The 19,747-nt window shown below is 55.1% G+C and carries 20 protein-coding genes and 1 tRNA gene; 10 read left to right on the plus strand and 11 right to left on the minus strand.

The genetic code is table 11. The features are described from left to right. Positions 1–121: 121 nt before the first annotated feature. Positions 122–832: a thioredoxin family protein gene (locus Q0955_RS20200; RefSeq protein WP_299428522.1), complete on the plus strand. Its 711-nt coding sequence runs from the start codon at positions 122–124 to the stop codon at positions 830–832. Between the two features lie 13 nt (positions 833–845). Here Q0955_RS20200 and Q0955_RS20205 read toward each other — a convergent pair whose 3' ends face one another. The 3 genes from Q0955_RS20205 to purB all read right to left on the minus strand — a co-directional run bounded on the left by Q0955_RS20205 (position 846) and on the right by purB (position 3,973). Then, on the minus strand, positions 846–1,925 hold the full coding sequence (locus Q0955_RS20205) for a FliG C-terminal domain-containing protein (protein ID WP_299428524.1): 1,080 nt from the start codon (positions 1,923–1,925) through the stop codon (positions 846–848). Positions 1,926–1,991: 66 nt separating this feature from the next. Next, positions 1,992–2,528, minus strand: coding sequence for a tetratricopeptide repeat protein (locus Q0955_RS20210; RefSeq protein ID WP_299428525.1), 537 nt, complete (start codon positions 2,526–2,528; stop codon positions 1,992–1,994). A 140-nt stretch (positions 2,529–2,668) separates the two neighbouring features. Next, the gene (gene purB, locus Q0955_RS20215; RefSeq protein ID WP_299428526.1) at positions 2,669–3,973 is read right to left on the minus strand and encodes an adenylosuccinate lyase; all 1,305 of its coding nucleotides are present in this window, start codon (positions 3,971–3,973) and stop codon (positions 2,669–2,671) included. 165 nt (positions 3,974–4,138) lie between these two features. Here purB and Q0955_RS20220 point away from each other — a divergent pair, with 165 nt between their 5' ends. Together Q0955_RS20220 and Q0955_RS20225 are read left to right on the plus strand one after the other, a co-directional pair. Continuing rightward, positions 4,139–4,696, plus strand: coding sequence for a hypothetical protein (locus Q0955_RS20220; protein WP_299428527.1), 558 nt, complete (start codon positions 4,139–4,141; stop codon positions 4,694–4,696). Positions 4,697–4,711: 15 nt separating this feature from the next. Further along, a complete protein-coding gene (locus Q0955_RS20225) occupies positions 4,712–5,014 on the plus strand; it encodes a hypothetical protein (RefSeq protein ID WP_299428528.1) in 303 nt (100 codons plus the stop codon). Positions 5,015–5,023: 9 nt separating this feature from the next. Here the strand turns inward: Q0955_RS20225 and Q0955_RS20230 are convergent, their stop codons facing one another. Further along, positions 5,024–6,235, minus strand: a complete 1,212-nt coding sequence (locus Q0955_RS20230) for a bifunctional alpha/beta hydrolase/OsmC family protein (protein ID WP_299428529.1) — start codon at positions 6,233–6,235, stop codon at positions 5,024–5,026. A gap of 119 nt (positions 6,236–6,354) precedes the next feature. Here Q0955_RS20230 and Q0955_RS20235 point away from each other — a divergent pair, with 119 nt between their 5' ends. Beyond that, the gene (locus tag Q0955_RS20235; RefSeq protein ID WP_299428530.1) at positions 6,355–7,161 is read left to right on the plus strand and encodes a DUF3445 domain-containing protein; all 807 of its coding nucleotides are present in this window, start codon (positions 6,355–6,357) and stop codon (positions 7,159–7,161) included. Positions 7,162–7,182: 21 nt separating this feature from the next. On the opposite strand, the gene Q0955_RS20240 is transcribed toward Q0955_RS20235, so the two are convergent. Genes Q0955_RS20240 through rocF form a run of 3 tightly spaced genes read right to left on the minus strand, consistent with a single transcriptional unit; the run spans position 7,183 to position 10,076 of the window. Continuing rightward, a complete protein-coding gene (locus Q0955_RS20240) occupies positions 7,183–8,229 on the minus strand; it encodes an ornithine cyclodeaminase (protein WP_299428531.1) in 1,047 nt (348 codons plus the stop codon). Then, the gene (gene ctlX / locus Q0955_RS20245) at positions 8,230–9,153 is read right to left on the minus strand and encodes a citrulline utilization hydrolase CtlX (protein ID WP_299428532.1); all 924 of its coding nucleotides are present in this window, start codon (positions 9,151–9,153) and stop codon (positions 8,230–8,232) included. After that, the gene (gene rocF / locus Q0955_RS20250; RefSeq protein WP_299428533.1) at positions 9,150–10,076 is read right to left on the minus strand and encodes an arginase; all 927 of its coding nucleotides are present in this window, start codon (positions 10,074–10,076) and stop codon (positions 9,150–9,152) included. Before rocF ends, ctlX begins: the two co-directional genes overlap by 4 nt. 117 nt (positions 10,077–10,193) lie before the next feature. Between rocF and Q0955_RS20255 the strand changes: the two genes are divergently transcribed. Next, positions 10,194–10,619, plus strand: coding sequence for an Lrp/AsnC family transcriptional regulator (locus tag Q0955_RS20255; RefSeq protein WP_299428535.1), 426 nt, complete (start codon positions 10,194–10,196; stop codon positions 10,617–10,619). A 23-nt stretch (positions 10,620–10,642) separates the two neighbouring features. Here Q0955_RS20255 and Q0955_RS20260 read toward each other — a convergent pair whose 3' ends face one another. Together Q0955_RS20260 and Q0955_RS20265 are read right to left on the minus strand one after the other, a co-directional pair. Continuing rightward, positions 10,643–11,110, minus strand: coding sequence for a disulfide bond formation protein B (locus tag Q0955_RS20260; RefSeq protein ID WP_299428537.1), 468 nt, complete (start codon positions 11,108–11,110; stop codon positions 10,643–10,645). Beyond that, positions 11,107–11,685, minus strand: a complete 579-nt coding sequence (locus tag Q0955_RS20265) for a YqaA family protein (protein WP_299428539.1) — start codon at positions 11,683–11,685, stop codon at positions 11,107–11,109. Before Q0955_RS20265 ends, Q0955_RS20260 begins: the two co-directional genes overlap by 4 nt. Before the next feature lie 169 nt (positions 11,686–11,854). Here Q0955_RS20265 and Q0955_RS20270 point away from each other — a divergent pair. After that, a tRNA-Leu gene (locus Q0955_RS20270) sits at positions 11,855–11,940 on the plus strand. A gap of 490 nt (positions 11,941–12,430) precedes the next feature. On the opposite strand, the gene Q0955_RS20275 is transcribed toward Q0955_RS20270, so the two are convergent. Continuing rightward, positions 12,431–13,237: a hypothetical protein gene (locus Q0955_RS20275; protein WP_299428540.1), complete on the minus strand. Its 807-nt coding sequence runs from the start codon at positions 13,235–13,237 to the stop codon at positions 12,431–12,433. A 196-nt stretch (positions 13,238–13,433) separates the two neighbouring features. Between Q0955_RS20275 and Q0955_RS20280 the strand changes: the two genes are divergently transcribed. The 4 genes from Q0955_RS20280 (at position 13,434) to Q0955_RS20295 (ending at position 18,713) form a co-directional block, all read left to right on the plus strand. Then, entirely contained in the window at positions 13,434–14,012 is a 579-nt protein-coding gene (locus Q0955_RS20280) for a TetR/AcrR family transcriptional regulator (RefSeq protein ID WP_299428542.1), read from the plus strand. 120 nt (positions 14,013–14,132) lie between these two features. After that, positions 14,133–15,413, plus strand: a complete 1,281-nt coding sequence (gntH, locus tag Q0955_RS20285) for a guanitoxin biosynthesis MBL fold metallo-hydrolase GntH (RefSeq protein WP_299428544.1) — start codon at positions 14,133–14,135, stop codon at positions 15,411–15,413. A 308-nt stretch (positions 15,414–15,721) separates the two neighbouring features. After that, positions 15,722–17,413 (plus strand): hypothetical protein, encoded by a 1,692-nt coding sequence (locus Q0955_RS20290; RefSeq protein WP_299428546.1) that lies wholly within the window; start codon positions 15,722–15,724, stop codon positions 17,411–17,413. Further along, on the plus strand, positions 17,406–18,713 hold the full coding sequence (locus Q0955_RS20295) for a HupE/UreJ family protein (protein ID WP_299428548.1): 1,308 nt from the start codon (positions 17,406–17,408) through the stop codon (positions 18,711–18,713). Before Q0955_RS20290 ends, Q0955_RS20295 begins: the two co-directional genes overlap by 8 nt. Before the next feature lie 331 nt (positions 18,714–19,044). Here the strand turns inward: Q0955_RS20295 and Q0955_RS20300 are convergent, their stop codons facing one another. Beyond that, a complete protein-coding gene (locus Q0955_RS20300; RefSeq protein WP_299428550.1) occupies positions 19,045–19,746 on the minus strand; it encodes an SDR family oxidoreductase in 702 nt (233 codons plus the stop codon). Position 19,747: the final 1 nt, after the last annotated feature.

Raw genomic sequence — 19,747 nt, forward strand, 5'->3', positions numbered from 1 at the left:
TCGCCCAACGCCTGTGATCGTGAAGCGACGCTCACTCTTTCTCGCGAAACCTTGATTGGCATGTCACATCCTATCCGAATACAACGGTGTCGGGGACACACTCAATGGAATGGACCAGAGAATGATCGGACAGATGGGCATCCGTATGACGGGCGCAATTGCTGCGCTGTGGCTTAGCCTGGCATCGCCGCTGGCTGCAGATACAGCCCCTGTGGTGGTGGAGCTTTACACGTCTCAAGGCTGTTCCAGTTGTCCGCCCGCGGATGACTACTTTCATAAGGAATTGGCCGGGCGGGACGACGTGATCGCTTTGGCATTTCATGTGGATTATTGGGACTATATTGGTTGGAAAGATATCCATGCCGATCCCGCCTATACGCAGCGACAGCACAGTTATGCCCGCGCCGCCGGACATCGATCCGTTTATACGCCTCAGATGATCGTTAACGGTAGGGATCATGTGGTCGGCGCCCATCCGGACAAGGTTGAGGGCTTTATCAAAGCTCACAAGAAAAACGCAGGGCTGGTTGAGCTCGCCATAACACGAGACGGTAACCAACTGCGGATCAACGCGAAGACGGCTCAGCCCAAGCCGATGCAGGTACATGTGATCCGCTACAAGCAGGCTGAGAAAGTATCGATCAAGCGCGGAGAAAATGCTGGCCGTTTGCTCACTTATGCCAACATCGTATCCGAATGGGAGACGGTGAAAGACTGGAACGGGCGTGGCGATCTTTCAACCAACGTACGCGTCAAAGGTGATGCGCCTATTGTGGTCTTGATCCAACAGAAAAACGGCGGCCCCATCGAGACCGCCGCGCGTATTAAGTAACTGAAGTCGGGAGTTATTCGTCTTCGTCGTCATCTTCGGAGACAAGCTCGATCTCGCCAAGTTCCACCAATTCCCGCACCGCTTTGGTGACTTCTGACATGGCGGCTTCTGCCTCTTTGGTCTTCACTTTGCCACGGTCGGTTACAGCTTCGCGCAGCTGGTCAGCCATACGGCCGGACATGTTGGACAAGATAAACTCGGTCGACATGCCAAAGTCGCCTTCGGTGGCATATGCCATGGCCGTGACCAGAGCGGCTTCGTCGATGTCTTTGGTCAGCTTTGGCACATCCAGCGGTTTCACGCGGGTTGCGATATGCGCATAGGTGAAAATGCGGCGGCGCACAGCATCAGCAAAGGCGGCGTCTTTTTCATCCAATGAGCCAAGGACTTCTTCTCGGGTCGCTGTGGACGCGCTGTTGAGGATGGCACCCAATCGATCTTCCGGACCGGTCTTGAAGGCTTTTGGTGGTCGGTCTTCAATTTGGCAGGCCAGAGTCAGGCCAATACGATCCACCGCCTCAGGCGTGATGCTTTCCGTCATGGACATGGCGAAGGTGATGCGACGCGCTTTGTCTCCCGGCAGCTTGGCCAAAACCTCGGCGGCCTTGTCCACGGGCAATTTGGAAATGAGGACTGCGGAGACTTCAATACTTTCGCCATCAACCATCTCGATTAGCTCTTGGGTTGAAAGCTCTTTGATCCGTGCCCATGGGTTGCCGATCATGCGCACACCAGCTTCTTTTCGAAGCCGTGCTTCGGTCATTGGGCTGATCTGCCCTTGCAGCACGCTGAGAGCGCCGGAAATGCCATTGGGGAAAGAAAGTCCAATCGACTCAAGTTCTTGCGCAAATTCCATCAATACATCGCCGAGTGTTTCCCGGTCGATATAGCCCATGTCACCCATCATATAGGTCAGGTCTGCCTGATGGTTGTCAGACAGCTCTGCAAGCGCCAGTTCCGCTCCTTCGTTCAACAGGAAACGCACGATAATTGCCGCTTTCTGCGGGCGGGAGAGAGTGGTTTTGCCCATGCCACCAAAACTGGGCATGTCATCGACGCCACCCAGTGGCGCCAAAGGAATCGCATTGTCCATTAAGGTCTCCATTTGTCTTAAGCGCCAATCAATCACTCAAGCCTAAAGAAACCCTGAATAAGATGGTTAATAATTGAAAGTTGTGCCGGTGCGTATGGCTTCAGACAGCGCCAGTTCCGGCCATCCGCCGTCACCGCCGCGATCTCGAATTTCCTGGAGCTGCAAACGTGCCAAATCCAAGCGGCCTGACTCCACATGCGCTTGCCCAAGGTAAGATCGCGCCAGAAGGTTATTTGGGTTTTGTGTCAACGCCTTGTCGTAGAAAATCAAACTGACATCCACGTTGCCAAGCTTGCGGTGTGTAAAGCCCCAGTAAGTCAAAGCCTGATCTGAGGTTTGGTCAGACAGGGCGGCCAACAACGCCTGCGCTTCGGCTGTGCGGCCAGCGTAGGCCAGCGCGCGCAACTCTTCGATACGATCTTCATCCGTCAAAGAGCTGTCCTGCTGTGGCACACACTTGCCTTTGCTTTCGCTAAAGACATTGCCCTTGGTGCAGGTCACGGTTTTCGGCTTGGGTTCGGATGATCCGCTGCCCGCTGCAAAGAGGGGGCTGGCCAAGGAGGTTGCCAAAGCAATTGAAATCAATCCGCGCGTAATAGTCATGAAGAACTCCACCAAAAGAACACTCTTTGGTGGCAGAGTATCACGGGCAGGCCGAATGCAAAAATCACGGAGCCGTCAGTGGAGATAACAAAAAAGGCGCGCCGGTTCGGCACGCCTTCCTTTACTTTCATTGCGGCGCCTTAGTCTTTGAAGACGCGTGCAAAAATCGTATCGACGTGTTTGGTGTGGTAATCCATGTTGAACTTTTCATTAATGCCATCAACACCCAATGCCGCGACCACGTCCGCGTCTGCCAGAAGCTGTTCTTGAAAATCCACGCGCTCTTCCCAGACCTTCAGCGCATTGCGCTGCACCATGGAATAAGCATCTTCGCGTGACACACCCGCTTGGGTCAGGGACAGCAGCACACGCTGCGACATCACCAAACCCGGGAACTTGTTCATGTTGTCGAGCATGTTCTCAGGGAAGATCAACATTTTCTCGACCACACCGGCCAGACGGTTCAGGGCGAAGTCGAGCGTCACTGTGGCGTCTGGGCCAATGCCGCGCTCTACGGAGGAGTGTGAGATATCGCGCTCGTGCCATAGGGCGACGTTCTCCATCGCTGGGATCACAGTCATGCGCACCAGGCGCGCGAGGCCGGTCAGGTTCTCGGTCAGAACCGGGTTCTTCTTGTGCGGCATCGCCGAAGAGCCTTTTTGGCCCATGGAGAAGAATTCTGCGCCTTCCAGCACTTCGGTGCGCTGCATGTGGCGGATTTCGATGGCGACGTTTTCGATCGAGGACGCAATCACACCCAAAACGGCAAAGAACATCGCATGGCGGTCACGTGGGATCACCTGTGTGGAGATCGGTTCTGGAGTCAGGCCAAGCTGCTCACACACGTGTTCTTCAACAGCTGGGTCGATATTGGCAAAAGTGCCAACCGCGCCGGAGATAGCACCCGTTGCAATCTCTTCACGAGCTTGTTGCAGGCGTGTCTTGTTGCGGTCCATTTCCGCGTAGAAGCGCGCAAACGTCAGGCCCATAGTGGTTGGTTCCGCGTGGATGCCGTGGGAGCGGCCAACACGCAGGGTGTCTTTGTGTTCGATTGCGCGTGTTTTCAACGCGGCAAGCAAGCGATCCAATCCAGTCATAAGGATGTCGGCCGCGCGAACCAGCTGCACGTTCAGACAGGTGTCCAGAACATCAGAAGAGGTCATGCCTTGGTGTACAAAACGCGCTTCCTCAGAGCCAACATGCTCGGCCAGGTGGGTCAAGAACGCGATCACGTCGTGCTTGGTCACAGCTTCGATCTCGTCGATGCGCGCCACATCAAACTCAACGTCTTTGGCTTTCCAGACGGCGTCTGCGTTTTCCTGCGGGATGACACCCAACTTGGCCTGTGCGTCACAGGCGTGCGCCTCGATCTCGTACCAGATTTTGAATTTGGTTTCAGGCGACCAAACGGCAACCATATCGGGGCGGGCATAGCGCGGGATCATAATCTCAGCCTTGCATTGTTAGATATTGGGGTCGCGGCCCGTTTAGACCGTGCAACCCAAAACAGCAAGGTTTTCACGCTGCAATGCGGCGATTTCCCCCAGAAATCCCTATACAACCGCTTAGATTGCGTGTCCTATTACTAGGAATTTTGACAGGAGGCATTTATGAAAAAGACGTTGAGGCTTGGCAGCCTGCTCTTAAGTGCAGCGCTCTGTGTAGCGCCCATGCTGGCGCAGGCCGACACACAGGTGGTCTATCGCGACCAATCCCGCAGTGTGTTTCAGGTGGATGTGCCTGATTTTTGGAAGTTGCGCGTGGGTGGCCCACGTGACCTTGCGCCAACAAATGGCGATGAAATTCGCGCGGTTGAGCGGGTTTTCGGGCTGGAACCGGAAAGCGACCACGGTGTTTGGATTGGGCTTATTTCACCGCCGAAATTCCGCACTCTGGAGGATGCCAAAGAATACGCGCGTGGATTGAGTGGGCAACTGGCGAAAACCACCGAGATCCTGAGTGCCGAAGACCGTCGCATTGGCAACTACGCGGCCACGGTGATCACCGGAACTGGTCGGCGGGATGGCCGGCCTGTGTCGTTCAACGTGACTCTGCTCGACATCAAAAACGGTCGGGTGGTGGTGGCGTTGACCATCATGTCGCAGGGCTTTGACCATAGCGCCTTGGCTGACGTGAACGCCATTCTCACCTCGATCAAAGCGCGCTAGGGAGGCCGGATTATGATGTCTTTTCAGAGACCTTTAAAACTTCTGGCCGCTTTGGCAACTGGTGTGACGTTGCTGAGCGCCTGTGAGAATCCAGGCGGCAGTGGCTCTTCGGCCTATTACGACTCGATGATGTGGAACGACTATTATTACCGTCCATATCCGCCGCGCCCGGAGCGTCCGCCTCGTCCGGAACACCCCATTGAACGCCCGCCGGAACGTCCGGTGCACCCGATTGCACCGCGCCCACCGGTTACGCGCCCGACGCCTGCGCCACGACCGACACCTCGGCCCGCGCCACGTCCGTCGCCGCGACGGTAAGGGGAGTGGTCACGCCAGTTGCGTGACCACTTCGCTTGATTGCTCCAACGTCCGATGCACGGGACAACGGTCGGCAATCTCCAACAATCGGGCGCGCTGCTCCTGGGTGAGCGCGCCTTCAAGGTGGATCTTGCGGCGGAATTGATCCACCTTTTGTCCTGCTGGGGCCTCCGCATCTGCTGCGTGGATCTTGTCGTGACACACATCCACCCACACATGTTCCAGTGGCCAGTTTTTGCGCCGCGCATACATGCGTATTGTCATGGAGGTGCAGGCGCCCAAACCTGCTGACAGAAACCCATAGGGCGTCATGCCTCGGTTGCTGCCTCCATAAGCGAGCGGCTCATCCGCAACCGCATGATGAAATGGACCTGCGTTTACGTCTTGCAAGAAACCTTTCGGATTGGCTTCTGACACGCGGATAACCCCCTCTGGCGCACCGGGCGGTGGGGCAGGTGGGGTCAGGTTGAGATATCGACCTACCCAGCCAGAGATCACTTCGGCGGCGTATTCTGCGTCTTTGGGATTGGTGATCAGGTGGTCTGCGTCGTCCAGCGTGACAAAGCTTTTGGGATGTTTGGCGGCTTCAAAAATCTGCGCAGCATTTTCGATGCCAACGGTGCTGTCACGTGGTGCATGCAGCACCAAGAGCGCTTTGTTCAGATTGGCAATACACTTACTCAGATTTTGATTGGAGATGTCATCCAGAAAGGCCTTTCTGATCTCAAACGGCCGCCCACCAAGGGACACCGTGGCTTGGCCTTCGGAAGCTATCTGGTCGGTGTGCGCATGAAATTGATGCGCCACGTGGGCGGGATCTGAGGGCGCGCCTAAAGTGACCACGGCTTTGGCGGAAGGGATGTGCCTCGCCGCGCGCAACACCGCCGCACCGCCGAGACTATGCCCAATCAGCAGGTCAGGGGCCATGCCCTCACCCTCAAGGTACTTCGCGGCTGCCACCAAATCCGCAACGTTGCTAGAAAAATGTGTGTTGGCAAATTCCCCTTCGGAATGACCAAGCCCCGTGAAATCAAACCTAAGGACCGCAATACCCATGGTCGCCAGGCGCGCCGCAATCCGCCGCGCGGCGGGAATGTCCTTGGAGCAGGTGAAGCAATGGGCAAATACGGCGGTGGCCAGATGTGGCCCTTCTGGCATGTCCAGGCGTGCGGCCAAACTGTCTCCGGCGTGACCGGCAAAGGTGATGCGTTTGGTGGGCATAATGCGCTCCTCTTTCGTGGCTGTCTCAATGTGGGCTGGAAAGGCGGGGGAGCAAAGCCACTGCTACACAATCTCACGGTATGGTGACTTGATGAGAGAACTGCGGAACGCTGCGGCACATGAAATTGTTGATGCTATGGCGGATTGGCTGCGTTACGCCTGTTGTCATGACAGAAATCTTGCAGACCTCTATTCCATACGACGCCTTGGAAGAGCGACCGTTACCAGGCATTGCGCCGCTCAATATCGACGACTGGTTGATTGTTGATGACGCCTACGAGGCGCAAATGTTGTTACGCTTCAGGTTGTTATCGGAGACTCCTGATCTGGTTTCTGCCTTGTCGGAAAAAGCGCTGCCTGCGGCGCAAGAAGTGTTGGACTTGGCGTTGATGCAGTTGGTGGCACGGCCTGATTTTGAAGTAGGGCCACAAACGGTGCGCTGTCCGGGTAACCGCGTTGTTGTTCTCGATCGAGAACAGCCGCTGCGGACACTCGGACAAATCATTCAGGAAGACATTTGCCTGATGCAAAAAGTCGGCGACGAACATGTGCTCACAGGCGCCGTGCTGTGCTTTCCGGCCAGTTGGACCTTGTCAGAGAAATTCATGCGGCCTTTGATCGGCATTCATGTGCCCGTTGCAGAGTATGACAACAACATCGCCAAACGTGTCCAGCGGCTGTTTGATGGCGTGCGGGCAAGGCGCCCGCTGTGGCGCAAAAACGCGCTTTGGTACGACAATCCATCGCTGTTTACACCGCGCTCGGAAGATGCGCCACGTGATCCTGTGCCCGCAATGACCGGAGCGTATTTGCGTTCCGAAAAGCAATGCATACTGCGCTTGCCGAAAACAGATGCCGTGGTGTTCTCGATCCACACATTCATGGTGCGAAGAGAACTGGTAATGAAAGCGCCCGCAGCCCAATAGAGCAGCAGGCGACACAGAGATTTAGGCTTTGGCCCGCTGCAACATGCCAAACAGATCGCGTGGATCGTCCGGGTCGGCCAGCATATCGAGATCTTCGTGGAATGGGGTTTCCGCCACTTTGTCGCGAATGTAGCGCAGTGCTGAGAAATCCTCGATGGCAAAGCCAACACTGTCAAACAGGGTGATCTGTCGCGCGTCGCGACGGCCTTGTTTCTCGCCCGTGATCACCTGCCAGAGTTCGGTGACAGCAAAGTCGGGGTCCATCTGCTGAATTTCACCCTCAATGCGGGTCTGTTCCGGGAACTCAACAAACACGTCGGAGCGTTCCAGAATGGCTTTCGCCAGCTCGGTTTTGCCAGGGCAGTCGCCGCCTATTGCGTTGATGTGCACACCGGCTCCCACCATGTTGTCGCTCAGGATGGTGGCATTTTGCTTATCGGCGGTGCAGGTGGTCAAAATCTGCGCACCCTCGATGGCCTCTTCGGGTGTTTTACAGATCACCAAATCGATGCCTAAGCCTGCAAGGTTGGCCGCGCATTTGGCAGTGGCCGCCGGATCTTTGTCATACAACCGCACCGACTTGAGCCCGAGGATGGCTTTCATCGCAAGGGTTTGGAACTCAGATTGGGCTCCGTTTCCGATCATTGCCATCGTGTCTGCGTTTTTTGGGGCCAAGTATTTGGCGACCATTGCAGATGTTGCTGCCGTGCGCAGCGCGGTCAAAATGGTCATCTCGGTGAGCAGGACAGGATAGCCGGTATAAACATCCGCTAAGAGACCAAAAGCGGTGACGGTCTGCAGCCCTTCTGCCGTGTTTTTTGGGTGGCCGTTTACATATTTGAAACCATAGGCTTCACCATCGGACGTCGGCATCAGTTCGATCACGCCCACATCTGAGTGGCTTGCAACCCGTGGGGTTTTGTCAAACAACTCCCAACGGCGGAAGTCCTCTTCCACATAAGTGGTCAAATCTTTCAGCATTTGCTCGACACCAACGTGATGCACAAGCCGCATCATATTGTCGACTGAAACGAAGGGAACGAGAGCTTTTTCAGAGGGTTGTGTCATTTAGTTGATCCTAGATTTTCGGCGAGCCAGGTGCACGCCTGCCAGCATGCAGCGAACCGAGCCACCTGCTGTCTCAATGGTTGGTATAGAGAGAGGCACAAGCTTTGCCGTCTTTTCGATGACTTTGATTTGATCCGGTTGAAGGGCGTCGATTGCAGTTTGTGACAAAGCCAACACTCGCGTGGTCCCGGTCAATTCAATGGCGTTTCCCGCAAAAGCCTCGATCTGTGCTTCGGATAGTTCAATCACTTGCCGCCCGGAGAGTTCCAAGCGCTCACGAACCATGGCCCGGCGGGTGGGGTCAACAATCATATCCAAACACACCAGTGCAAAGTGCGTTCCGATCCCCATCAAAACATTGGTATGGTACACGCGCTTTCCAAATCGGTCGCGGGCCTCAAAGGCAAGTGGCTCATAGCCAAAGTGCGTGCAGAACCGTTCGAGTATAACCGGATCAGCACGATTGGATTCCACCGTGTAGGCGACGCGCTCGATGTGATCGAGAACCATGGCGCCAGTCCCTTCCAGTGCGAGCCCGTCTTCTTCCAGTCCGGAAAAATCGATGACATCCTGCACGCGATAGTCGCGCTTAAGCATCTCGATCACATCCGCACGACGTTCCGCCTGCCGGTTTTTGGCAAACATCGGATAGATTGCAACATGACCGCCTGCATGGGTGGAAAACCAGTTGTTTGGGAAAATGCTGTCCGGTGTTTGGTCGGTTTCGTCTTCGAATACATGTACCCGCACGCCAACACTGAGCAGCTTTGTCACTGCCGCGTCAAATTCGTTTCGGGCCTGCTCGGCTACGTTTTGACCGTCCGCTTGCGTTTGAAACGCGTTGTCACTGCGAGTTTCCGGATTGGAGTGGAAGTGGTGAGGACGGATCATCACTACCGCTTCAGGCGCTTGAACCAAGCTCATGAGAAGCTCCGGGTTGGGCGGTCAAATACGCGGCGACCCAGGGCAGAGGCGGCCAGGTCGACCATCAGTTTTGCGGTGCGTCCGCGCTCATCCAGGAATGGGTTGAGTTCGACCAGATCCAGCGATGTCATCAGCCCGCTGTCATGCAGCATCTCCATTACCAGATGCGCTTCCCGGACGGTTGCGCCACCTGGAACAGTGGTGCCGACGGCTGGCGCCACGGACGGGTCCAGGAAGTCGACATCGAGCGAGACATGTAACATCCCATTCTGTGCGGCCACTTCTTTCAGAAAGACCGCCAAAGGGCGGGCAATGCCGTTCTCATCGATCTCACGCATGTCGTGGCGTCGAATCTTAGTGGCTTGCAGGGTTTCCCGTTCCGCATCGTCGACTGAGCGCAGTCCAATCATACAGATGTTTTCTTCCGGGACCGGGTTTTGCACTGCTGGGAAGGCGTCAAATCCGCTGCGACCGGCAAAATACGCAACCGGTGTCCCGTGGAGGTTGCCACTGCCTGTGCTCTGCGGCGTGTGAAAATCTGTGTGCGCGTCGAGCCACAGAACAAACTGTGGCCGGTCTAAAGTGGCGGCGTGGTTGGCAACCCCTGCCACGGTTCCAGCGGACAAGCTGTGGTCGCCGCCGAGAAATATTGGAAAACCCGTCGCCATAGCAGATTCAGCAGCCTCCGTCAGGGCTTCGGTCCAGGCAACGGTTTCGTTTAGCGCATGCAGTTCATCGTCTTGCGCATCTGGCTCAAACGGGGCAGGGCGCAGATTGCCCAGATCCTGAACGGTATGGCCCAGGTTAAGTAAAGTTTCACCTAGCCGGGCGGTCCGGTAGGCATCCGGCCCCATTAAACAACCGCGACGGCGTTTCCCACTGTCGACTGGAGCGCCCACCAATAGGCAGTTTTTCTGTGTCATGTTATGTCTCATGTTCCGCTATTTAGGCAAAATCCTTCCGAAATGGGTTGATTTACACCCCTCAATTTGCACATAACGAGCAGCGACTTTACAAAATGGCTATGAGGGGTGAGCAAAATGGACGATATTGATCGAAAGCTGATATCGGCTCTGCGCCATGACGCACGCGCGTCGCTGTCAGACCTTGCGATTGACCTAGGCGTGTCTCGCACAACAGTGCGCGGTCGGATCGAGCGCCTGCGTCAACGTGGTGACATTGTTGGTTTTACAGTTGTACTTCAAGAGGATGCCAAAAGCGACCCGGTGCGCGGCTTGATGATGCTGGGCATTGAAGGCCGTGGCACGGATCGGATCGTGCGCCAACTGACCGGCCTTACCGCCGTGCGGGCGATCCACAGCACCAATGGGCGCTGGGATCTGATTCTGGAACTTGGCACCGATACCCTTGATCATTTGGATGAGGTGCTGACCCAAATCCGCCGGTTGGACGGGATTGCCACCAGTGAAACCAACCTTTTGTTGTCAACGCGCAAATCCGGGTAGAGATCTGCGCGCTGCATGGTGTTTCAGGTCAGTTTTTTGATCGCGTAGACCCAAAGCAGGCCTGCGCCGATGGACAATAGCGCGTTGTAATTGGCCATCGACAAGCCGAACAATTCCCAAGGAATTTCATCACACCGAACCAGTGGGGCTTGCATGATTTGGTTGAACAGATCGTCGGCGCTCATGTTGGACACATCAGAGCTGGTACAAGTCGACGGACCTTCCCACCATTTGCGCTCCACCCCGGTGTGGTACAGCCCAACAATCCCGGACGTAACTGCACTCGCAGCGGCCAAATAGGCAAACACACCGATGCCCGTGAAGATGGCCAGCAGCCCCGCACCAGTGGCGAGCCAATGCGGGTATCGTTGGTAGTAACACAGCTTGCAAGGTGGCATTTCGCCAATGAATTCAAACCCCCACGCGCCAAGAATCATGGCCACGGAAAATCCGGTCAGCGCGATAAACGCCAATTTTTGTGTCAGTTTCATAGGTATTTCACCGCAAGGAAGCCGCCAAAGAGCAGGATGAGGAACAGAGCAGAGACTAAGCCCAGGCGCTGTTCAGTGAAGTCGCGCACCGGTTCGCCAAACTTTCGCAGCAGGGCAGCGACAAGGAAAAAACGAATGCCGCGCGCCAGCACAGACGTGGCCATAAAAGTCAAAAGTGGCATGTGGGTAAAGCCTGACATGATGGTGATGACTTTGTACGGGAATGGCGTCACGCCAGCGCCCAAAACCGCCCAGAAACCAAAATCGTTGAAGCGTGTGGAGAACTCTGCCACGGCATCAGCTTTTCCAAGCGACTGCAGAATTGGCTCTCCAATTTGCTCAAAGGCAAAGTAACCAATGGCGTACCCAAACAGCCCGCCGACCACCGACGACACCAGCGCCACAAGAGCGATCAACCAGGCGCGGTTGGGACGGGCCAGAATCATTGGAATCATCAACACGTCCGGCGGGATCGGAAAGAAGGAGCTTTCGGCAAAGCTGACAATAGCGAGGGCCCACAACGCTCGTGGATGATCCGCCAGGCGCATAGTCCAATTGTAGAGGCGATGCAGCATAAAGTGTCTCTGTGGCCGTATAGTTTTGCTCCATCCTGCGTAGGCATTTGCCTCTGGAGTGCAAGCAAATAAAATGTGATCACGTCTTGGTCCGCAAATTTCCGCGAATGAAAAAGAATTCGTTTTGTGTCTGGACCTTCCTCAAAACCTTGGCTAAATCACACCCGTGGCCCAAGTGGCGGAATGGTAGACGCAGGGGATTCAAAATCCCCCGCCTTCACGGGCGTGAGAGTTCGAGTCTCTCCTTGGGCACCACATATCCGCATTAAGTATTTTTAAAACAAAGAAAAAAGACAAAGCCTTTCGACTTTGCCCCACATTTTACCCCACACTCGGCTTTCGCTAGGATCAGGCTTCTTCAAACAATCCCTCCACATCTGGGACCTTCAAATTGGTAGTGGTATGCTCGTTGCCGCCCGGCTTGTAGGTTTTTGGCAGCCATTGCCTTCTGAGCTGCCAAACCTCGTCCTAGGTAAGCCGCCAAAGTGAAGCGTAAACTCTGCATGGAGAGCAGTGAGGTAAGCTCACTTACTTCACGTGACTACTTCAGCCCGGAATATACGGGAAACTTCAAGCGCGTCCTGCTTGTATCGATGTCACTAGCCGGTGCTGCCTGTTAGAATGGGCGGAAAGCAGACCTATGATGCGCTTCAAACCAATATCCGCTTAACGGAGGGGGCGATTTTTAAAGCCCGTATGGAATCGCATCCAAACGGCCATCACTTCTAATGGGGCGGGTGATTCATCAAAGGCGGAATTTGACGCCAAAGACAGGACCATGCTGACGTACGTCATAAGCAAATGGGCCGGTCGACAACGTTGCGCTATAGTCGATGCTGTAGTAGCGATACCCAAAGAAGAGGGACGTTTTGTCCCAGGGTTTCCAATCAAATCCGATATTTGCGCCGACTTGCAGGTCGTTTCCTCCCGCGCCGAACCCACCCAAGTCAATTGTGGCAACTGCAGCCCAGCGGTCATTGATCTCCAGCATGCCGCGCGCGCCAACAACAGGCTCCCACCATCCGGGGTCCCCACCAAGTGTTGGCGTCGGTGCGGGCGTGTTGAGCGTGATCTCTTGGCGTAGCTTATTGTAGCGCGCGCCAGCCTGAAGGTCCAAAGCCACGCGTTGGCCATTGGCATTGATGGTATCAACGGCCTTGTAGGCACCCAATATCCCGAACCATTTCTGCCGGATGTCAGCATTGAATGTTGCCCCCGCGGGAGTCGGCAACGTGCCATTGGCATCAAGTTGGACATAGTTGGCGTCGAAGATAACGCCAAAGTCCCCGCGCCAGGCCTCAAAGCGGCCCGCAGCGGCGTATTCGAGTAGTCCGGCTGCATCAGACAGGTTTAGGTCCAGAGGTACGCTCGAGCCTGCCACAGTTGACGTCCCATTTGTGCGAGCGGGTAAAAACGCATAGATCGCCGCTGTGTATCGCCAATCATCGTCTGGCTGGCCCGTGCGGGAAATCGGCTCTGCTGCGGCGCCTGCAACAGTTGCTGCAAGAAGTGTCGCGCCAACGGCGAGGCGTCGGAAAATGTCTGTTGGCATGCTGGTTGCCCTCCCGGCTTTTTACCCACTGCAGAAGCTACGCTTGACCTCAGCACGTGAAGATGAGGTCTCCAAGCGCGCCTCGCGGATTGAATTTCGCCCCTCGATTTTTAGAGAAAAGTATACGGTGCCGTCTACCAAAAATCCGAGCCCATGCTCGATTGCAGCAAAAACTGTTGCGCTATAAATATACGGCATGAATGAATCTAACCGCCCCAACAGCCGCGCGCGTCCAAGACGAAGCAAACAAGATTGGTTGAATGCCGCTTTGGATGTGCTCAAAGAGCATGGGATCCAAGCAGTACGAGTTGAACGGCTCGCCAAGGATCTGAGGGTTGCCAAAAGTGGCTTCTATTATCACTTCGAAGATCGTGATCACCTCCAGCGATCCTTGATCGCTCACTGGGTAAATGAAGATGCCATCCCGTTTGCGGTGCAAAAGAAGTTGCGAAATTCAAGTCCGACCAAGGCTCTGATTCAAATTATTGATATTGTTGAGAAATTTGACCTTGGCAAGCTGGATTTCGCGATGCGTCAATGGGCAAAGTCAGACGCTGAAGTTCACAAAGCCTACCAAAAAGAAATGCGGCGACGGGTCAGTCATATTCGCGGAATTTTTGAGAGCCTTGGTTTTGAAGGCGATGACCTAGAGATGCGCACCCGCACCTTTGTGGCGACCACAACAACAGAGGCGCAGCTGTTCACGGATATGAAGGTGTCCGAAAGAAAACGGCTTAGAGAGCTGCGTGTCAATATGTTGATTCGCCGGGATTGATCGCGAAGAGACCTCGAATACCGGCGCACAAAAATGAAAATTCCGAATAATTGAGTGGACGCTACCGTACACTCAAATTACGATTGACCCAATTACATCAAGTGGATTGGGGGCAAGATAATGTCTTTAGATTTGTCGCGTTGCATGTTGGGCAGGTTAGCTTCAGTTGCAGTTGTCGCAGCTGCTGGACTTTGGGCTGCGCTAAGCCCGGTGTCGGCATCCGCCGCTGGCGGGGTGGTCACGGAACGGACAGGAACGGCTCCTGATCGGTATGTGTATTACCCAGGTACCGAAGCACTTTCCGAAGGCGAAGTTCGGGTTGTGGCCTGTGGGACAGGTATGCCGGACCAACGTCGTGGTCAGGCGTCAGCATGTTTCCTGTTTGAGTTTGGCAATGGCGAGAAAATCATCTTTGACATTGGTACCGGCTCGATGCGTAACATCAATTCCCTGATGATCCCCTCAGAGTTTTTGACAAAAGTCTTCATCAGCCACCTACACACAGACCACTGGGGCGATTTGGATGCGCTCTGGGCTGGTGGGTGGACGGCTGGACGCCCGGTTCCTTTGGAGGTCTGGGGGCCAAGCGGTCGGGAAGAAGACATGGGCACTGCTTATGCCATCGACGGTTTCAAGCGCGCCTACAACTGGGATTTTGAAACCCGATCCTTCGCCATCAGCCCGATCCCTGGCGGGATCACAGTGCATGAGTTCGACTACAAAGCGGAAAACGCCGTGGTCTACGATCAAGACGGGGTTGTCATTCGGTCCATTCCGGCCATCCACGCTGGCGATGGTCCGGTGAGCTACATCATCGAATACGCCGGTCTGAAACTGGTGTTTGGTGGGGACAGTTCACCCAACAAATGGTTTGCCGAATATGCCAAGGGTGCGGATTTCGTGATCCACGAAGCCTTTGCCAACCCTGAGTATTTTATGAACGACTACGGCCAGCCCGCGCAGCTTGCGTGGCGCGCATGTTGTGAGTTCCACACGTCTGGCCCGGCTTTTGGGAAGATCATGAGTGAAATCGATCCGGGTCATGCAGTGGGGTACCACACAATGGCAGAAGCACATGACGAGCTTTTGGTCGAGATTCGCTCCACTTACGACGGTCCGCTTTCCATTGCCGTTGATATGATGACGTGGAACATCACAGCGGATGGCGTCACCGAACGTATGGCCGTTTCCCCGGATCGGGCCAGCGCTGTAGCCGGTCCAAATCGCCAACCGCCGCCCGATCCAACTGTGCCCAACCCGACAAGCGACTTTATTCGCTCCGGTGAATGGGGGCCTGGATTTAACGCACAAAATGAGATGCTGGACGACTTCCGCGATGAAAATGACCTTGGCGAGATTGACTGGCGCCCAACCAAGCCTTGGTATGAACCAAGCGAGTAACAAAACGGTTGATTGGGGTGGTGAACAGCCATCCCAATTACGGTTTGTTCTGAGCCTCTCACAAGGGACAGTTGGCCTACTACGATGTCGCCGAATTCACCAAGCAGATGAGTGCAAAGATTGTATGCTTAGATTGCAGCACTCATCGTAGGCTGCACATACACCTTAACGTTTTTTGGAAGTGAAACTGCGTGACACCATCTGCGTCGCTATTAGCTTGGCATAAAACCCTGAGTTTTTGCGTTGTCTTACTCTTCTCTCTCTCGTCAAATGCTTGGGCTGACTACCTGCCTTTGAACGGTGCGGAAGTGGCTAACAACATTGCCGAAATCCACATCACCGATGACGGAGTGCGGGTTCAGCTTGAGATCTTCATCGACGACGCGAAGCAATTTGAAGACCTGATACCGGATCAATGGTTTGCGGCTGATGTGTCCGCCCGTCCCAGCGCAGCGGAGAGGCTTTCAAATTTTTCCGAAACGGGTCTGTCCGTACGGCGAGGGGGCGGACGCGCGTTGCCAGTCCGCATAACGCGCGTTGAGCAGCGGATGCGGGTGGATCGTACAACACCCTTAACCGGATTGCGCGAGCCCATTACCGGGCGATTTTTCCCATCCCCCCCGGATGACCCGCGCGTTGTCTATGTTGAGCTGTTTTATGACTTTGAGGCAGCGCAGCCCGAGGTCATCGAAATCGCGCCGCCTGTTGACGCGCATGGGGCGCCCCGTGCCACCATTGGGTTTATAACTTTTGATCGCGGTGTGCCGGTTGCCAATTTTGCTTATCTGTCTGGCCCTGCGCGTCTGGGCATGGATTGGGATGATCCATGGTATTCAAAATTCGACAGCGTAAACTTGCGCCGGCATCATAAATCGGGCGTCACCACCTACCTCTACATTGAGCCTCGGGAATTGCGCCATGAGACCCTCATTCGAGTGCGCGACATTGATCCTTGGTTAGACCTGAACCTGACGTCGGGCCAACATTTGTCGCCACAACAGCAATCCGAGCTGAAAGCCAAAGCTGGATCGTTTCTAGCGGGGCGCAATCCCGTATCGATTGATGGCGACAACGTCGTCCCCGAAAGTTACCGCACGGAACTTCTAACGTTGAATACAACTGGCCTTCAGGTCGTTGGGCCAGAGCAAGACATTGGTGCAGACGAAGCCTTTCTGGGGGTTATCCTGTCTTTCCCTTGGCAAACGTTGCCAGAGAACGTTTCGGTGCAGTGGGATATGTTCAACGAGGTCATAGCCAAAGTCCCGGCAACGTCAACTGATCCGGCAGGGCCCTTCCTAAGCGGTGCAACAGTTGAGGATCCGAAGATTGCGTGGCGCAACCATTTGCGGACCTATCAAAATCCGACGGTCACGCCGCTTCCGGTTGGAGCGATTGGTCAGGTCGCGCTGCCAATCTTGTCTATTCTGCTTGTTGCAACGGCTTTGGGGGCAGGTTTTGTCGCGACGCGAACACACGGAATGCCTCGGCTCTTGGCGGTCGGTTTCTCTGTGGTATCAATCGGCGGCGCAGTTGTTGGTGTGGACCGTATGACAATTGATGTGCGCAACCCTTTGAGCCGCGTGCCGGAGGCGGCTCAGGCCACCGAAGCGTTCTCCTTGGTTTTGGCTGCAGTAAATGCCGCCAACCTCGAAGTTGATGCCCCCTCACGTGAAATTGCGCTTAGTCCAATTGTTGTCGAGGCAGCGCAGGCAGAGGTTGCCGCGGAACTCGACCGGGCGCTTGCCGTGCGCGTGCCCGGCGGCGGTGTGGCGCGCGTCACAGATGTAAACGATGTGCGCCTCAGCGACATTGGCCCGCTTGAAAGTGGATTTGGCTTCCGCGCCTTGGCTGAGTGGTCTGCCCGTGCCAAAGCAGGGCATTGGGGGCACACTCATCACCGCGCAATTGAGTATCGCGCATTGATCGAAATTCAAGACGTTGACGGCTTCTGGTCCCTCAGCGGCATCACAGTCCTTGAGGCAAAACTCCCAGATGCTTAAGTTCCTACAAATGCGCATGACACGCCGTTGGTTTGCGGTTTTCGTGCTTTCAACCGCCCTAATGGTGGCCTTTGGCATGACAACAAAGGTCGGTGCGCATTTCCTGCTAAACCTCAATGTCCGCATTTATCACATTGAGCATGTTCAAGATGGATTGATCGTGCATATGCGCACGCCGATGCCTTACCTTGTGGCCGACAAGCTTGGCAACACAGACGGCGATGCGCTGCCCGCACCTGCGCCATTTACAACCAATGCCATGATGGACGATCAGCTTGTGCATTTTGTTGATCCCGCATCTCTTACCGCGGATCCCTTGGGTATTGGACAAATCGCGGAAACAAGCTTGGTGCTGCTATTTGACGGCAAAAGGCAACGCGGCACCGTAGAAGCAGTGGAGGTCAGCGCGATTGGCAAGGAGCCTGCTTTTGCCACATTGGATGAGGCTCAATTAGCGCTGGCCACCACCTTCGAGCCCTCAAACCTGCCAAAAGATCTGTTTGTCGGGGATGCTGTGGTGGATGTGTCCATTCGATACACGACGCATGGCTATGTCGATGCCTACACTCTGGCCAGCCAGGTGGACCCGGGCCTTCCGGAGCAAGACAAGACCGCCAATCTAATTCTCGATTATGGCCCTGGCGAGCCAAAGGTGTCTCGCGCTCGCGGTCTTCTGTTAGAGCCAGTCGAAGTTTCTCGCTCCCGGATTTCGGCGATTGTAACGTTTGTCTGGGAAGGTATCCACCATATTCTCGAAGGCTTGGATCACGTGCTGTTTGTGGTGTGTCTGGTGCTGGGTGCGCAAACACTGCGCAGCCTTCTGGGGCGAGTCACAGGGTTCACAATTGGACACAGCGTGACATTGGTGCTGGGGTTCTTTGGTTTTGTACCCAAAGGAGAGTGGTTTGTCCCAGCCGTCGAAACCGGCATCGCAATTTCGATTATCTATGCAGGCATTTTGATTTTTCGAAATGGCAACGACGGCGGAAATGGCCGGAAGGTTTTTGTAGTAACATTGCTCTTGGGCCTTCTGCATGGACTTGGCTTTAGCTTTGTATTACACGACATCTTACAGGTGAGCTCTCCAAACATTTGGCAAAGCCTGCTGGCGTTTAACATTGGCGTCGAACTGGGCCAGGTGTTCATTGTACTGGCCATTTGGCCGCTGTTTGCAGTGCTCAAAACCCAAGCCCCGCGCCTTGATGTGATCACGAGAAACGGGGCCGCGATTGGCTGTATCGCCATCGCCCTCATGTGGTCCTTTGAAAGAACTGCCCAACTTGTCGCAACTTTGGGGTGAGATGAAGCCCCTTCGGTGGTGGGGAAATGAAATTCTCAAAAAATCCGACCTTCGCTGCAGTCTCTTCAAATGTCCGCTTTGGGCCGGTCGCGACGCCTGGGAGCAATTGAACAAGAGGGCAGCTAAGCGCAGTTAGCGACCTTTGCAAAGTTTGGACGATTTTCCGGAAGCGGACTTTGATCCTGATCGCGGCTAATGACGGCTCCGAGCCCAGAATAACCGATGCTGCAAGATGCATAAATGGCAACCAAGCGCATATAGTGGACTTCGTCGATGACAAGCCCCAATCGCGCCAGCGACCTGCGTGCTCACAGCCTCATTATCATTGGGATTAAACCGACCGGGTGATTCCCCCATCAACCCGGATATTCTGACCGGTGATGTAAGCTCCACCATCTGACGCCAGGAAGGCCACGACACTTGCAATCTCGCCAAGGGAGTTGCCGTAGCGGCCCATCGGGATCATCGAGCGGAATTCCTCTTTCTCTGGCAGGCTGTCAATGAACCCGGGCAGCACGTTGTTCATGCGGATGTTCTCGGCTGCGTATTTGTCAGCAAAGAGTTTTGTGAAGGCCGCAAGCCCGGCGCGCATCACGCCTGACGTTGGAAACACCGGGTTCGGCTCAAACGCGGCAAAGGTCGAAATATTGATGATCGCCCCGCCACCCTGCTTTTGCATGATCGGTGTGACGAGACGCGACGGGCGCACCGCGTTCAGGAAGTAGACTTCCATGCCTTCGTGCCATTCCTCATCGGTGAGCTCTAAGACCGGTGCACGCGGTCCATGGCCGGCGGAGTTCACCAAAACGTCGACACGGCCCCAGTGGTTCATGGCCGCATCGACCAGCTTTTGCAGGTCTTCTTCAGATTTGTTGGTGCCTGTGATGCCGACACCGCCAAGTTCTTTGGCCAGCGCTTCGCCTTTGCCGGAGGAGGACAGAATGCCGACCTTGAAGCCATCTGCAGCCAAGGCCCGCGCGCTATCTGCCCCCATGCCCGAGCCACCCGCTGTGATCAATGCAACTTTTTCCATA

It is taken from the genome of uncultured Shimia sp. (assembly GCF_947493595.1).
GTDB lineage: Bacteria > Pseudomonadota > Alphaproteobacteria > Rhodobacterales > Rhodobacteraceae > Shimia.

Coding starts and splice junctions, on each gene's coding strand:
- Q0955_RS20200 (WP_299428522.1), top strand. CDS start 122: ATGATCGGACAGATGGGCATCCGTATGACGGGCGCAATTGCTGCGCTG.
- Q0955_RS20205 (WP_299428524.1), bottom strand. CDS start 1,925: ATGGACAATGCGATTCCTTTGGCGCCACTGGGTGGCGTCGATGACATG.
- Q0955_RS20210 (WP_299428525.1), bottom strand. CDS start 2,528: ATGACTATTACGCGCGGATTGATTTCAATTGCTTTGGCAACCTCCTTG.
- purB (WP_299428526.1), bottom strand. CDS start 3,973: ATGATCCCGCGCTATGCCCGCCCCGATATGGTTGCCGTTTGGTCGCCT.
- Q0955_RS20220 (WP_299428527.1), top strand. CDS start 4,139: ATGAAAAAGACGTTGAGGCTTGGCAGCCTGCTCTTAAGTGCAGCGCTC.
- Q0955_RS20225 (WP_299428528.1), top strand. CDS start 4,712: ATGTCTTTTCAGAGACCTTTAAAACTTCTGGCCGCTTTGGCAACTGGT.
- Q0955_RS20230 (WP_299428529.1), bottom strand. CDS start 6,235: ATGCCCACCAAACGCATCACCTTTGCCGGTCACGCCGGAGACAGTTTG.
- Q0955_RS20235 (WP_299428530.1), top strand. CDS start 6,355: ATGAAATTGTTGATGCTATGGCGGATTGGCTGCGTTACGCCTGTTGTC.
- Q0955_RS20240 (WP_299428531.1), bottom strand. CDS start 8,229: ATGACACAACCCTCTGAAAAAGCTCTCGTTCCCTTCGTTTCAGTCGAC.
- ctlX (WP_299428532.1), bottom strand. CDS start 9,153: ATGAGCTTGGTTCAAGCGCCTGAAGCGGTAGTGATGATCCGTCCTCAC.
- rocF (WP_299428533.1), bottom strand. CDS start 10,076: ATGACACAGAAAAACTGCCTATTGGTGGGCGCTCCAGTCGACAGTGGG.
- Q0955_RS20255 (WP_299428535.1), top strand. CDS start 10,194: ATGGACGATATTGATCGAAAGCTGATATCGGCTCTGCGCCATGACGCA.
- Q0955_RS20260 (WP_299428537.1), bottom strand. CDS start 11,110: ATGAAACTGACACAAAAATTGGCGTTTATCGCGCTGACCGGATTTTCC.
- Q0955_RS20265 (WP_299428539.1), bottom strand. CDS start 11,685: ATGCTGCATCGCCTCTACAATTGGACTATGCGCCTGGCGGATCATCCA.
- Q0955_RS20275 (WP_299428540.1), bottom strand. CDS start 13,237: ATGCCAACAGACATTTTCCGACGCCTCGCCGTTGGCGCGACACTTCTT.
- Q0955_RS20280 (WP_299428542.1), top strand. CDS start 13,434: ATGAATGAATCTAACCGCCCCAACAGCCGCGCGCGTCCAAGACGAAGC.
- gntH (WP_299428544.1), top strand. CDS start 14,133: ATGTCTTTAGATTTGTCGCGTTGCATGTTGGGCAGGTTAGCTTCAGTT.
- Q0955_RS20295 (WP_299428548.1), top strand. CDS start 17,406: ATGCTTAAGTTCCTACAAATGCGCATGACACGCCGTTGGTTTGCGGTT.
- Q0955_RS20300 (WP_299428550.1), bottom strand. CDS start 19,746: ATGGAAAAAGTTGCATTGATCACAGCGGGTGGCTCGGGCATGGGGGCA.